Source organism: Apilactobacillus micheneri, assembly GCF_002993975.1.
Lineage (GTDB): Bacteria > Bacillota > Bacilli > Lactobacillales > Lactobacillaceae > Apilactobacillus > Apilactobacillus micheneri.
This window is the reverse complement of sequence record NZ_POSO01000003.1, coordinates 149,269-163,180: the sequence shown is the minus strand read 5'-3', so window position 1 is coordinate 163,180 and position 13,912 is coordinate 149,269. Positions and strand designations below refer to the sequence as shown.

The 13,912-nt window shown below is 28.9% G+C and carries 12 protein-coding genes, 1 pseudogene and 1 riboswitch; of the genes and pseudogenes, 4 read left to right on the top strand and 9 right to left on the bottom strand.

The features are described 5' to 3' along the window. Positions 1 to 483 precede the first annotated feature (483 nt). A complete protein-coding gene (locus tag C7N41_RS07685; protein ID WP_157944972.1) occupies positions 484 to 633 on the bottom strand; it encodes a hypothetical protein in 150 nt (49 codons plus the stop codon). A gap of 3 nt (positions 634 to 636) precedes the next feature. Further along, positions 637 to 972, bottom strand: coding sequence for a hypothetical protein (locus C7N41_RS04900; RefSeq protein WP_105964605.1), 336 nt, complete (start codon positions 970 to 972; stop codon positions 637 to 639). 367 nt (positions 973 to 1,339) lie between these two features. Between C7N41_RS04900 and C7N41_RS04895 the strand changes: the two genes are divergently transcribed. From C7N41_RS04895 to hxlB, 3 genes are all read left to right on the top strand, one after another. Then, the gene (locus tag C7N41_RS04895; RefSeq protein ID WP_105964604.1) at positions 1,340 to 2,968 is read left to right on the top strand and encodes a peptide ABC transporter substrate-binding protein; all 1,629 of its coding nucleotides are present in this window, start codon (positions 1,340 to 1,342) and stop codon (positions 2,966 to 2,968) included. Positions 2,969 to 3,053: 85 nt separating this feature from the next. Then, on the top strand, positions 3,054 to 3,680 hold the full coding sequence (gene hxlA, locus C7N41_RS04890; protein ID WP_105964603.1) for a 3-hexulose-6-phosphate synthase: 627 nt from the start codon (positions 3,054 to 3,056) through the stop codon (positions 3,678 to 3,680). After that, positions 3,680 to 4,216: a 6-phospho-3-hexuloisomerase gene (gene hxlB / locus C7N41_RS04885; protein WP_105964602.1), complete on the top strand. Its 537-nt coding sequence runs from the start codon at positions 3,680 to 3,682 to the stop codon at positions 4,214 to 4,216. The genes hxlA and hxlB overlap by 1 nt, the downstream gene beginning before the upstream one ends. Positions 4,217 to 4,401: 185 nt before the next feature. On the opposite strand, the gene C7N41_RS04880 is transcribed toward hxlB, so the two are convergent. From C7N41_RS04880 to C7N41_RS04865, 4 genes are all read right to left on the bottom strand, one after another. Beyond that, positions 4,402 to 5,538 carry a family 20 glycosylhydrolase gene (locus tag C7N41_RS04880; RefSeq protein WP_105964601.1) on the bottom strand — a complete coding sequence of 379 codons (1,137 nt, stop codon included), beginning with the start codon at positions 5,536 to 5,538 and terminating at the stop codon, positions 4,402 to 4,404. Between the two features lie 20 nt (positions 5,539 to 5,558). Continuing rightward, positions 5,559 to 6,035, bottom strand: coding sequence for a glutathione peroxidase (locus tag C7N41_RS04875; protein ID WP_105964600.1), 477 nt, complete (start codon positions 6,033 to 6,035; stop codon positions 5,559 to 5,561). Positions 6,036 to 6,121: 86 nt separating this feature from the next. Continuing rightward, on the bottom strand, positions 6,122 to 6,664 hold the full coding sequence (locus C7N41_RS04870) for a folate family ECF transporter S component (protein WP_105964599.1): 543 nt from the start codon (positions 6,662 to 6,664) through the stop codon (positions 6,122 to 6,124). Positions 6,665 to 6,731: 67 nt separating this feature from the next. Then, positions 6,732 to 6,824, bottom strand: a riboswitch (THF riboswitch). Between the two features lie 47 nt (positions 6,825 to 6,871). Then, complete coding sequence (locus C7N41_RS04865) at positions 6,872 to 7,735, bottom strand: DegV family protein (RefSeq protein WP_105964598.1); 864 nt, start codon at positions 7,733 to 7,735, stop codon at positions 6,872 to 6,874. Between the two features lie 177 nt (positions 7,736 to 7,912). On the opposite strand from C7N41_RS04865, the gene C7N41_RS04860 reads away from it, so the two are divergent. Then, complete coding sequence (locus C7N41_RS04860) at positions 7,913 to 9,640, top strand: NFACT RNA binding domain-containing protein (RefSeq protein WP_105964597.1); 1,728 nt, start codon at positions 7,913 to 7,915, stop codon at positions 9,638 to 9,640. A gap of 122 nt (positions 9,641 to 9,762) precedes the next feature. On the opposite strand, the gene C7N41_RS04855 is transcribed toward C7N41_RS04860, so the two are convergent. The 3 genes and pseudogenes from C7N41_RS04855 to pyrR form a co-directional block, all read right to left on the bottom strand. Then, positions 9,763 to 12,258: a carbamoyl phosphate synthase preATP-grasp domain-containing protein gene (locus C7N41_RS04855; RefSeq protein ID WP_105964596.1), complete on the bottom strand. Its 2,496-nt coding sequence runs from the start codon at positions 12,256 to 12,258 to the stop codon at positions 9,763 to 9,765. 6 nt (positions 12,259 to 12,264) lie between these two features. After that, positions 12,265 to 13,338 carry a carbamoyl phosphate synthase small subunit gene (locus C7N41_RS04850; protein ID WP_105964595.1) on the bottom strand — a complete coding sequence of 358 codons (1,074 nt, stop codon included), beginning with the start codon at positions 13,336 to 13,338 and terminating at the stop codon, positions 12,265 to 12,267. Between the two features lie 33 nt (positions 13,339 to 13,371). After that, positions 13,372 to 13,898 (bottom strand): annotated as a pseudogene (gene pyrR, locus C7N41_RS04845) (bifunctional pyr operon transcriptional regulator/uracil phosphoribosyltransferase PyrR). Between the last annotated feature and the right edge of the window lie 14 nt (positions 13,899 to 13,912).

Below are 13,912 nucleotides of genomic sequence, written 5' to 3'. Positions count from 1 at the left end.
TCCATTAGCCAATCATCAGGTTAATGGACAGCTTTTATTTAATTGTTAACATTTTTGTTTTGAATAAATGTATTTAGTAAATTTATTATGCTTATAAATTCGATAATTATGAACATTTCAAATGGAATCTCTTGATACATCAAATAAAAATAAATTATAAATATAATTAAACTAAAATTGACTAAGTATTTAACATTTTTATTTGCTTTAGTAAAGTTTATAATAGCTTGTATTATCATCAAAAAAGCTAATACTGCAAGCATAAATACCAATATATGAGCATAATGTCCACTTGATCCAGAATACATCATTGATACAAGTCCAAATAACATAGCAAATCCTATTTCAAAGATGGATAATACAAAGCTTATTATTACTGTCATATATGAATATAACACAACCTTTTTTGTTGAAATTTTAAAAAATTAGATGCCTCTATGGCGGGGATAAATGCTATTCGTCCACGGGCTGGAGACTCCATTTTTATTTTTCTAATTTTTTGCCTAAAGTTAATGTTATTTTAGAAAATTGTTTATTAAATTGAGCATTCCCGTTGAAGATTAATGCTTTTTTATCATTAGCAGTTCTTAAATTAGTAATTATAATATTGCCTTCATTACTACTTAATATCATCTTTCAATCATTTTTAATAATATATTTATATGAAACGTTATTATCTTTTTCCATATTGCTAATATCATCAGCTTTAAATCCAGAGTCATCATCTAGTTGCACCATTTTGGCATTCTTTGTGTCAAAGTATAGATATTTAGTATTACCATCATCGTCTGTGTTATCGAAGAGCGGTGACTTTACTTGCCAAGTATAATTATCTTTAGATTTATTTAATATTTGTTGTGTAGCACTACTAGAGGATTCTTTATCACTACTTGTATTAATATAAAACCATCCCAATAAAATAACTATTATAATTATTATTGATGTTATAGTAATTGAAATCTTTTTAGACATATTTACAGCTCCTTTATTAAATTATATCATGCAAACATTTAGAACATTAAGCATTTAATAATTCAATATGTTTGACTTGTGTATATAGTTAAAGTATTATTTACAATAATAAATTATACAAAAGGAGGACTATCACATTATGAAACGTTTATTCAATAACCAATGTAAATGTTGTTGTATTTTAAATGTTAGCACTAATGTGGTAGCCCTTTTTAGCATGTAATGTTTTATCTTATATAGAATGATTTAGTACATATAATTTTAACTTACATAATTAGAGCCACTAGATTAGGCTAGCATTTTTTGTTAGCGCTTATCTAGTGGCTTTTTTGTTTGATTTATATAATATTTTAGAGGAGTGAAAGGTATGAATTTTTATAAAGCATTATTATCATCTGCATTATTAATAACTGCTGGGGGTGTTTTAACGGCTTGTGGTAATAACGAAGCAAGTAAAAGTAAATCACAAACTCTAAACTTATCAGCTAATAGTCGTTTAGATACTATTGATATATCTAAATCTGGTGGGTATGGATCAACTGGTAATGTATATGAAAGTTTTTATCGCTTAGGAGAAAAAGGGGCAATTACTCCGGGACTTGCTTCTAAAGGTTATAGTAGTAAGGATGGCAAGACATGGACTTTTAAAATAAGAAACGCTAAATTCAGTAATGGTGATCCAATTACTGCAAATGATTTTGTATATTCTTGGCGTCGCACGGTTAGTCCAAAAACAAAGGCCCAATATTCTTATTTATTTAATGCTGTTAAAAATGGCCAACAAATTAATGAAGGTAATATGAATCCCGATAAATTAGGTATAAAAGCAATAGATAAACATACAGTCCAAATTAATTTGAATAAGCCGGTGGCTTACTTTAAAACACTGATGGCATATCCATTATTTGGTCCACAAAGTGAAAAGACTGTTAAAAAATACGGAAGCAAGTATGGTACCAATTCCAAATACATGGTTTATTCGGGGCCATTTAAAATCGTTAATTGGAATGGAGTAGGTGACAAGTGGTCATATGTAAAGAACAACGATTATTGGGATAAGAATGCTGTAAAATTAAATAGAATTAATTATAGCTTTGTTAGTGATAGCACAACTAGTTTAAATTTATATAATCAAGGATTGTTAGATGTTACTCCACTAGCAACTGATCAATTACAGAATTATAGAAATGATAAATCCATGAAAGATTACTCTTATTCAATGATTTCTTACTTAAGATACAATTTTAATAGTACAAATAAGGCATTGCATAATACAAATATTCGACGTGCTATATCATTATCAATTGATAGATCAGTATTATCACAAAAAGTGTTGTATTTAAAAGGTTCATCTGAGGTTACAGGATTTGTTCCTAAGGGCTTAGCATACAGTCCAATTAATAAGAAGGATTTTTCTGATCAACAATCGGTCAATAATACATTAAATTACAATCCCAAATTAGCCAAAGCTTTATTTAAGAAAGGGCTAAAAGAATTGGGGATGAGTAGTATATCTATCAATTTATCTAACAGTAATGACAACAACAATTCAAATGTTGCCGCTCAATACTTGAAGGGACAATTAGAAAGTAATCTTAGGGGGATGAAAGTTCAATTAACCAGTTTGCCGGCAAAAATTTATACACAAAATGAACAAAATGGAAAATTTGATGTGGGATTAGACACGTGGGGCGGTGACTTTAACGATCCAATTACCTTCCTTCAAATTCCACAAAAAGGGACACCTTATAATTATGGAAAATACGATAATAAGAAATATGATAATTTAATTAATAAAGCAGAAAATGAGGATGCTAATAATCAGGGAAAACGTTGGGATGATTTAATTGCTGCTAGTAAAGAATTAAGCAAAGATCAGGGTGTGACACCATTATTTCAAAATAGTGCTTATTATCTGCAAAAAAGTAACGTTCATGGAATCATCCATAACACTGCAGGAACCCAATGGAGTTATAAATATGCCTATATAAGTTAAAATGTTTTACAAAGTATTTTGCATATGAAATAATGTATTTTCGCGTTATAAGTAAAATACATTATTTAAAAGGAGAATTTAATTTATGAAATTACAATTAGCAATTGATTTAGAAGATATTGATGGTGCAATGAACTTAATTGAAAAAACCAAAGATAGTGTGGATGTATTTGAATACGGAACTCCTTTAGTAATTAACTTTGGTTTAGAAGGACTAAAGAAGATTAGAGATAGATTCCCTGATATTACATTATTAGCTGATGCTAAAATTATGGATGTTGCTTCATATGAAGTTGGTCAAGCATTCAAATATGGTGCTGATATCACAACTATTTTAGGTGTGGCTGAAGATCAATCAATCAAAGATGCAATTAAGACAACTCATGAAATGGGCAAAGAATTACTTGTAGATATGATTGGTGTGCAAGATATTGCTAAACGTGCTCAAGAATTAGATAAAATGGGCGCTGATTATATCAGTACTCATACTGGTTATGATTTACAAGCACTTGGTAAAACACCATTTGAAGACTTACACACAATTAAAGAAAATGTTAAAGACACTAAAACAGCTGTTGCAGGTGGAATTAAGGTTGATACAGCAGAAAAAATCATTAACGAACAACCTGACTTATTGATTGTTGGTGGTGGTATCTCTACAGTTGATGATCCTGCTAAAGCTGCTAAAGAAATCAAGGCAATGATGAAATAATGAATTATTTGGAAAATATTTTAGGCGAATTATCTAATTCTACTAAAAATATAGATAATCAAAACATTTCTAATGAAATCATTAAAAGTAATCAAATATTCACTCATGGTTTGGGTCGCTCAGGTTTAGTTTTAAAAATGTTTGCAATGAGATTGGCTCAATTAGGTTATAATAGCAATGTCGTTGGTGAAACAACCACAAAATCAATTCATAAAGATGATTTGTTGATTTTAGCATCTGGTTCAGGTAATACAGCACAAGTTAAAATTGTTGCTCAAGAAGCTAAAAAAGTTGGTGCTAGTATCATTTTAATTACATCAAATGATGATTCGGAAATTGGTAAAATTGCTGACCATGTTGTTAATATTCAAAGTAAATCTAAATATGACAATGATGATTCAATAACTATTCAACCAATGGGATCATTATTTGAACAAACTTTAATGTTATATTTAGATTCAATTGTTTTACAATTAATGAATGAAGAAAATATAAATGAATCTGATATGATGAATAATCATGCAAATTTAGAATAATTATTTTAAGGAAAATCTCTATATTAATATAGAGATTTTTTTATTTTTCCTATATTTCTTATTTTATTGCTACTTCGTATAATATATATTATGTAAAGTAGAAAAATAAATAAAAATATAGAACACTTTTTTCTGATCCCTACTTAAAATCTTAATAAAAAAGCCAAAGATAAAATCTTTGGCTTTTAAAAACTTTTTGAATAACTTAAATAACTTTTTATATAAGTTTTCAGATTATTATATAAATTTAAATTGGTAATATTATAACTATCATCGTTCCAAATTGATAATTGCATACCAATATTATTTTTATTTTTGTCTAGATGATTAGTATCATTATTATTCCAAATTTGTGGATTCCATTGTTTTAAACTATTTTTCCAAAATTGGATATTATGCTGATTAAATATCTTTTCATTAGCAATTAAGTATAAATAATAAAAATTACAGTTAATGGTTTTAAAGCCTGCTTTATTTAATTCTGGCATCGTAGCTCTTAATGCCATATTTTGATCACTTTGTTCTTTATTAGCTCTTTGACCGCTATAACTCCAATAATCTATTAAAATATTTTTATTGTATTTATTAATTACTTTTTTATGAAAAGCATCATTCCACATAACCATCTTTACATTATGTTTATTAATATAATTATCCATTATATTAATATATTTAACTATTTGTTGTTCTTGTTTGATATTTCCTACAGTGATTTCATCCCCACCAATGGATATATGAGTATGAGGTTTAATTAAAGGTAAATATTCACTGATTATCCTTTTAGACAACGCTATTGTTTTAGGATTAGAATAATCCATTTCATTATATCCATCACTTCTAACAACTTGTCTATATAAATTATTTTCACCGTTTATTTTTAATAAATTAAAGATTCCTTGTGCATGCCCTGGTACATCTATTTCAGGGATAGTTTCAACTTTTTGATTGTATCCGTAATTAATAATATCTTTTAACTGTTCTTTACTTAAAAATGGTAGTTTAGTTTTTTTATTATAATATATACCAGATTTATAGTAAGAATTTTTAGTGTTTTGATGCAATGTATTACTTTCTAAAGCAAAGTTTTCATTGTCGGTTAAATGAAGTGTTAAGTATGTCCCTTTGTATTCATGAACTTCATTAATATATTTTTTAATAGTGTTTACATCCTTAAATGAACGTGCACAATCTAAACTAATCCCGACTTGTTTTTTAACAGCCTTTACATTTGTTGATTGCCGATAAAATATTATTGCTATAACAGCAAAGATAATTGTTATAATCGAAAATACAATTGTATAAAAGCTTTTAGTAAATTTCATATATAACCCCTTTACTTTAATTAACCATTATTTATTTCATTAATGATATCTTGTTCAAATTTCTTAGGGGTTTTAAAAGGAGAATACCTTCTTACTAAGTTACCTTCACGACCAATTAGAAACTTGGTATAGTTAAATTTTATTCTTCCACGTTTTGATTGATCTTTTAAATATTTAAATAATGGCAATTCATCTTGGCCATTAACTTTTGCTTGTTTAGACATTGGAAAGGTAACTCCAAAATGTAGTTGACAATATTCACTAGTTTTTTGATTAGATTTTAACTCCATATGAAATTGATTAGATGGAACTCCTATAACAATAAACCCATCATCACTATATTTTTGATATAAGTACTCAAGATCTTTTAACTGCCCTGCCAAACCACATTTGCTGGCAGTATTAACAATCAATATAACCCTATCTTTAAAACGATTAAAATCGATTGTTTGTCCATTCATTTCAGTTAATTTAAAATCATATATATTTTTAGCCATTTAATAAGATCCTTTCTAAAGAAAAAAGATTATGAATCTTTATCATAATCTTAATATTAATTATTATTATACAAAACAATTTTTAACTAGTTCCAATGATCCTTAATTAATTTTTGAACCGTTGGAATATTGAATAATCCAACCAAAACGATTAATTGAATTGGAACTAAAATTAATTCTTTAATTAATCTAGAAACGATTATAACTTTCCAATCAATTCCATTATATAACGTCAACCAAAGTGTATTTAAGAAAATATGAATAACTAGGCTGATAATAATTTGAGCTGAAATTAAATTTCTTGTTTTAAATTGATAATCTTTAAACAAGAAAGATCCGTATATAAATCCAGTTAATATAGCAGAAATAGTAAAACCAGGAATATATAATCCACTTCCACCTATAAAAGTGAACAAAATATCAGTTATTCCTAAAACAATTGCCATCCATATTGGTCCATATAGGTAACACAACAATACAGTAACAATAAAAGTTGGCGTAATTACAATATATTGAGTATGTATTCCAACTTTGTTTAAAATAAAGCTTAAAGCCATCATTATAGCAATAATAGTAACGTCAGAAACTCTAAGCTTAGGTAAACTAAAAAATTTCTTCTTAATACTCATAAGACATCTCCTAAATGGAGCTGCCACGTACAAATTATAAAGTTGGCACACATAATATAACTATTGGTGGCGAATGCGGACAGTATATCGCAAATTAAATTTTCGTCTAACGTTCACATTCCGTTCCGTTAGCACTTAACGCATAAAGTCCTACTCCTAATATTTGTTAACAATTAAAATATATCATTAAAAATAATTGGTTACAATTTATTTATCTGAATCAATCATCCATCCCAAAGCTAAAGCTTTTTCACCAAGATGAGTTCCAATGACTGGTCCAAAATAACTTTTTTCTACCGTCATGTCGGGATACATTTCTTTAATTTTTTTGGCCCAAACATCCCCTGATTCGGGATCATTAGCATTTATCACCATTGCTTTAATTGGATAGTCAGCGTTGCTTACAGCTTCCTTAAATATTTCTTCAGTACGTTTTAAAGCCTTTTTACGAGATCTAACTTTTTCGAAAGCTACGATTTCATTAGTTTTATCGTCAAAAGTAAGCAGTGGCTTAATTTTTAATAAACTTCCTAGAAAAGCAGAAGCATTAGATAATCTTCCACCTCGTACTAAATTTTGTAAATCGTCTACTACGAAAACTTCATTGATAGTAGCTCTGATTTTATCCATTTTAGATAGAATATCATCAATGTTTTGATTGTCTTGTGCCATCTTTGCAGCTTCGATTGCTAGATTACCCATTAGCTTAACAGTGAGCTTAGAATTGTAAGGAATTACCTTTATGTTTTCAATAGTGGGTGCCAAAGATACTAATGAATTATAAAATCCAGAAATAGTACTTGCTAAATGAATACTAATGACGGCATCATAACCTTCATCAGCTAGTTTATTGTAGGTGTTAATCATTTCACCCATAGGTGGTTGTGAAGTACTAGGAAAAGATTCTGAATTACGTAACTTGTCATAGAATTCTTCTGTTGAGATATCTACTCCTTCGTTGTAACTCTTTCCATCAATAATTACTGGTATTGGTACTACATTTATATTATATTTTTCTTGTTCTTCTTTAGATAGATATGAAGTACTATCTGTAACAATTGCAATTTTCATTATTAGTTTTTTCACCCTTTAATTCAAATTAATAATTACTTAAAAATTATAATTATTTATAAATTATAACATTAAAATATCTATTACCGTAAGTGAGATTGGTTTTTTGATAATGATATATATAATATGTATACTGATATTATGTGTCAACAAAAGTAACGAAAGTGAGATGATATTATGTCATTTGATGGATCATTCACTCATGCAATGACAAAAGAATTAAACGAAACCTTATCAAATGGTAGAGTATCAAAAATTAATCAACCATATGATAATGAAGTTATTATGGCAATTAGAGCTAATCATAAAAATTATCCTTTATTAATGTCTGCCAATCCTAACTATGCTAGAGTCCAAGTAACTAATGTTCCTTATACTAACCCTAGTGTCCCTACTAATTTTACAATGACTTTAAGAAAACATCTAAGTGGTTCTATATTGAATAAAGTGTCACAAGTAGATAATGATAGAGTCATGAGATTTCATTTTATCACTAGAAATGAAATTGGTGATTTAAAAGAAATGTTGTTAATAGTAGAAATTATGGCTAGACATAGTAATATTATTCTAGTTGATAAACAAGATGATATGCGAATTATAGATGCAGTTAAGCGTATCGGTGCGGATAAAAATAGATACCGTACTTTATTACCTGGTGATCAATACATTACTCCTCCTAAACAAGATATGTTCGACCCATTTGAAGCTAATGATTCGGATATTAGTCGCATTCAAGAATTAGAAAGCAAATATCCTAATCAAGATATGCTAGCATCTAATATCCAACATATTACTCAAGGACTGGGCAAAGACACTTCTTTATATTTAGCCAATTATTTACACCGAGATGGTGATGTCAAAACTTTATTCAATAAATTCTTTGCAAAATTTAACCAACCATTACCAACCCTCTTATTTAATGAGAATAATAAAGAGGGCTTTAGTGTTTACCCATTCATTAATAATAGTAAAAATATCCAATTTAGTAGTCTGAGTGAATTATTGGATAAATATTATGCTAGTCGAGCTCAAAAAGATCGAGTTAAGGAACAAGGTGGTACTTTAATTCATATCGCTAAAAATGAATTGAAGAAGAATCGTAATAAGAAAAAGAAACTACAAAAAACATTAGATAATACAAAAAAAGCCGATGAATATAGAATTAAGGGTGAAATATTAACGACTTATTTATATAAAATTGAACGTGGGATGAAATCAATTGAATTACCTAACTTCTATGATGAAAATAAATTAGTAAAGATTAAATTGTCTAATCAATTATCCCCTTCTGAGAATGCTCAAAAATATTTCAAGCGTTATCAAAAATCTAAAAATGCGGTTATCTATGTTAATGAACAGTTAAAGAAAACCAATGAAGAAATTGAATATTTTGAAAATGTATTATCGCAAATTGAATTAGCAAATCCAGCTGATTTAACTGATATTAAGACAGAATTTAAGGAAGAAGGTTATTTAAAGAAGAATCATAATCCAAACGCATCTAAAAAGAATAAGCGTCAAAAGATTAGTAAGCCCGAAACCTTTACTTCAGATAATGGAATTCAAATTTTAGTTGGTAAAAACAACTTACAAAATGATAAGTTAACTTTAAAGGATGCCGATAAAAGAGATACTTGGTTGCATACACAAAAAATTCATGGATCTCATGTAATTATTAAGTCATTTGATCCTGATGAAAAAACAATTCAACAAGCTGCTGAATTAGCTGCATATTTTTCTAAAGCACGCGATTCCGCAACCGTTCCCGTTGATTATGTAAAAGTTAAACATGTTAGAAAACCAAATGGTGCAAAACCAGGTTTAGTTATTTATGAAGGACAAAAGACAGCTTTTGTTACACCAAAGGAATCAGATGTTAAGCATTTGAGAGCAAATAATAAATAGTTTATAAAAAATGCTCATTAGAACAATTATTTCTAATGAGCATTTTTTGTATATTTAGTTTTTAATTTATTTCATTTATACGTTCTATTTTTGGGATTTTATCTTTAAATTTTAAACTTTTCTTACTCTTTTAATCTAAATTTTAATTTAGCACCGATTTCTTGCGAACTATTACCATGGTCAATGTGTATGTTTAATTGTTTAAAAGGAAAAGTTGCACGCATTGTAGCAATTCTATTTTGATTAGTATTTAATTCATCAATAATTTTACTATCGAACCTTTTAGTATAAAATTTAACGAGTTCACGAATCCAATTAATACCAGTTGCTTTACTTAAAAAGATGGTTTCAGTTAATCTTAATGGACGAATTCCTACATATTCTGATTCACCATTATCTTTTTCGTTAAATAGTATCTGTACTAAGCCAATCCAGTTTGATTGATCAATGTGTAAAGATGCTTCTTTAATATTTTTTGTTAGTTGATGGGAATCAAGGTCTATATAAGGCATCTCATAATTAGTAACATGATCCAAATCATTATTTAAATTACTCATTAATTTTTCAGATGAAATAAAGTAATTATTATCATTAGTAACAAAGAAATTTAGTGCATAACTCACATTTTTAGGTAAGATAACACCGGTATCTTGATCAGGTGGTAATATTTGGACATTTAATTCAGTATATTTCTTTAACTGTTTCATTAAGAAGTGTCTATTACCAGGAACAAAAACACGAACAGGTTCTTCTAATTCAATGATATTTAAAATATCACCTAATTGAATAGGCTCAATGTATTGTTTATCACTAATTTGTGGTGACAATGATAAAGCATTAGGATTATTATTCATTACTACTGTTTTATAACCTAATTTGTGTAATTGAATAAGCACTTCTGCTGTATAATAATCAGCTGCCGTATTAGGTCCTAATTTATTACCACCACGACCAATAACTAACGCAGTTTTTTGTGACTCTTTATGTGATTCATTTTCTTTTTCAAAGCTACTATAAAAAGATTCTATATTTTGTTCTAATTCACCAGCTGAAGATTCAATTGACTTATAGGTGGGATATTCATTGTATTGATGATAAATATCACGTACTTTTTGGATAGGAATATTCCAAGTTTCAGCCATCATGCCATCACCAAAACCAAATTGGTGGGCATGCTCAATAGTATTTAGCTCCATGGGGTGATTAACGATTAACTTTTCAACATCCAATAATTTTTTTAATTTATAAAAATAAAATTGATTTATTTTAGTTAATTCTTCTAAATCATCAACCTGATAGCCCCTTCTAATAGCTTCAATTAATACTAACAATCGATTCGATTGGGGATGAATTAGTCTGTTAATTAATTCATCATTATCGAGATCTTTCATACTTGGAAGTACATCTCTAGGACTAAATTGCGAACTTCTTAGGGCTTTTAGCATAGCTTCCTCTACGGTCCTACCGACCCCAATCGTTGATCCCACAGATTTCATTACTGTATTTAGTCTTTGACTAGCCTGAGGGATATTTTCAAATGGCCAAATAGGAATTTTAACTACTATATGGTCTAAGGAAGGTTCCATAACGGCAGTTAAATGATTATATTTTTCTGGTAATTGAATTTCATTTAACTGTTTACCCAGCATTAAATTAGTACAAGTATAGACCAATGGATAACCAGTTGCTCTTGCAGAAAAAGCGGTACTTTGATTTACTAATGGATTAATCTTGGTTATAAAATATAGATTATCTTTTGCACTTAAAGAAAATTGTAAGTGGCATACTCCTACAATATCAAGATTTTCCATAATTTTAAAAGTTGCCGTTCTTAAGTTCTGATATTCAATGTCAGTTAATGTCTGAATTGGTGATACCACAATTGAATCACCAGAATGTACACCAACAGCATCAACATTTTCTAAGCCATTAACTAAAATCTTAGTACCATTTTCATCCCTAATTCCTACCATTTCAATTTGTTTAAAACCCACAACACTTTTTTCAACTATACATTTTTTGTTTTGTTCATCAAATGTATTTTCCAAAAAGTAAGATAATTCATCTGTATTTTTACATACTTTTCGTTTAACAGAATCTTTTTGATTAATTGGTTTAATTATAACGGGGAAACCAATTTGTCTAACTACGTCAAATGCTTCAGATTCATTATTAACAATCTTAGATGGTATACATGGTTCATCCGATTGTTGAATGACTGTTTTCATTCGATTAGAATCATTAACTGTTTTTAATGCTGCTTCTGATATCCCTAATACTTTAACATTCAAGTCTCTTAATATACCTTGATTCATTAATTCCTGAGTAATATGAATGGCTCTTAAGCCACCTACAGTAGGAATAATTGCATCTGGTTTTGATTTCTGAATTACTTCTAATACATTTTTTAAATTAATTTCTTTTACAAAAGTATTAGCGGATTGAATTTCAGTCATAGTTAAAGAGAATGGATTATTGTCCATAATTAAGGTTTTAATTCCATTTCTTTTAAGAGCAACCATCATTTGAAAAGCTGCAGAATCCAATTCAGTTTCATTGCCAATCGAAGAGGGACCACTTCCAAGTATTAAGACTTTTTTTATTTCATTATTAAACATTTCCAGTTATCTCCTTTGTGAGCTAACGTTTTCTAAGAATTCTTCGAATAAGTCAACAGTATCTTCAGGTCCTGGTCCACCATCTGGAGAAAATTGCACTGAAAATGAAGGAAAATCACGGTGCCTAATACCCTGGACAGTTCCATTTACTAAATCAATAAAAGTTATTAATAACTGATCATGTTTAATTGATTTAGGATCGACTGCATACCCTTGGCTTTGTGATGCATATATAATTTGATTAGTTATAATTTGTCTAATGGGATGATTACTGCCATGATGCTCAACCTTTAATTTATAAGTTTCAGCACCATTAGCTAACGCAAATAACTCGTGTCCTAACCCCATAGCAAACATTGGTAATTTTTCTTGAGTCTCTCTTATCATATTTAGTACTGATTCAGGTAAGTCATTAGGCGAACCAGGACCGGTAGATAAAATTACCCCATCGGGATCTAAATCCATAATTTCCTTACTGCTTGTATTCCATGGCATCACAATAACGTTACAATCTAATTCAGCTAAACAGCGTAAAATACCATATTTTAAGCCAAAGTCAATTAATATAATGTTATAGCCATCGCCTGTATTAGGAAATGGTGCTTTGGTAGAAACCTGTTTTACCTGTTGATTAGTTAATACTGCTGCATTTAGTTGGTCAAAAGCATGTTCATCATTAACATCAACAATGCTAGCCTTCATTGACTTATTTCTTCTAATACGATGGGTTAATTCTCTAGTATCAATCCCCGCAATGCCGGGAATATTATGTTGCTTTAAAAAACGATCTAAAGTTAAATTACCTAATCTATTTGTAGAAATATTAGAGTATTCACGCACAATAATGCCCTTTGCGTTGGTAACAATAGATTCAAAACTTTTATGATTAATACCAGTATTTCCAATCGATGGCTGGGTAAAGGTAATAATTTGATTATGATAAATTTGATTAGTAATAATTTCTTGATAACCTAACATATTGGAATTAACCACAATTTCACCTGTTGTAGTGGCTTGCGAGCCAAATGCTTTACCCTTGTAAGATGTCCCATCTTCTAATATTAAATAACGTGTTGCCATAGCATGCTCCTTAAATATATATTTAAGAATTAATTACTTATCAATGATTTCTACTGAATCTTTACCATCAATTTCATTAACTTGAACTTTAATCTTTTCAGTTCTAGATGTTGGAATATTTTTGCCTACAAAATCTGCTCTAATTGGTAATTCACGATGTCCACGGTCAATTAATACTGCTAAACGGATATTGTCAGGACGACCTAATTCGGAAATTGCAGAAAAAGCAGATTTAATAGTTCTACCAGTAAATAAAACATCATCGACTAAGATTACATTTTTATTATCTAAAGAAATTTTATCATCATCAGCAACTTTTGGATCATCAGCTGTATGTTTAACATCATCACGATATTTAGTTACATCTAGCTGTACTACTGGAACTTCTTTATTCTCTAATTTTTGTAAACGATTAGCAATACGCTTTGCTAGGTAAACCCCACGGGTCTTAATACCTAAGATTACTAAATTATTAACCCCTTTATTTTTTCGATAATTTCATAAGTAATTCTAGTCAATGCACGTTGCATTGCCATTTTGTCTACTACAACTTTTGACATTAAATTTATCCTCC

Coding starts and splice junctions, on each gene's coding strand:
- C7N41_RS04855 (WP_105964596.1), bottom strand. CDS start 12,258: ATGTTTAATAATGAAATAAAAAAAGTCTTAATACTTGGAAGTGGTCCC.
- C7N41_RS07685 (WP_157944972.1), bottom strand. CDS start 633: ATGATATTAAGTAGTAATGAAGGCAATATTATAATTACTAATTTAAGA.
- C7N41_RS04865 (WP_105964598.1), bottom strand. CDS start 7,735: ATGAAAATTGCAATTGTTACAGATAGTACTTCATATCTATCTAAAGAA.
- C7N41_RS04860 (WP_105964597.1), top strand. CDS start 7,913: ATGTCATTTGATGGATCATTCACTCATGCAATGACAAAAGAATTAAAC.
- hxlA (WP_105964603.1), top strand. CDS start 3,054: ATGAAATTACAATTAGCAATTGATTTAGAAGATATTGATGGTGCAATG.
- C7N41_RS04900 (WP_105964605.1), bottom strand. CDS start 972: ATGTCTAAAAAGATTTCAATTACTATAACATCAATAATAATTATAATA.
- C7N41_RS04875 (WP_105964600.1), bottom strand. CDS start 6,035: ATGGCTAAAAATATATATGATTTTAAATTAACTGAAATGAATGGACAA.
- C7N41_RS04850 (WP_105964595.1), bottom strand. CDS start 13,338: ATGGCAACACGTTATTTAATATTAGAAGATGGGACATCTTACAAGGGT.
- C7N41_RS04880 (WP_105964601.1), bottom strand. CDS start 5,538: ATGAAATTTACTAAAAGCTTTTATACAATTGTATTTTCGATTATAACA.
- C7N41_RS04870 (WP_105964599.1), bottom strand. CDS start 6,664: ATGAGTATTAAGAAGAAATTTTTTAGTTTACCTAAGCTTAGAGTTTCT.
- C7N41_RS04895 (WP_105964604.1), top strand. CDS start 1,340: ATGAATTTTTATAAAGCATTATTATCATCTGCATTATTAATAACTGCT.
- hxlB (WP_105964602.1), top strand. CDS start 3,680: ATGAATTATTTGGAAAATATTTTAGGCGAATTATCTAATTCTACTAAA.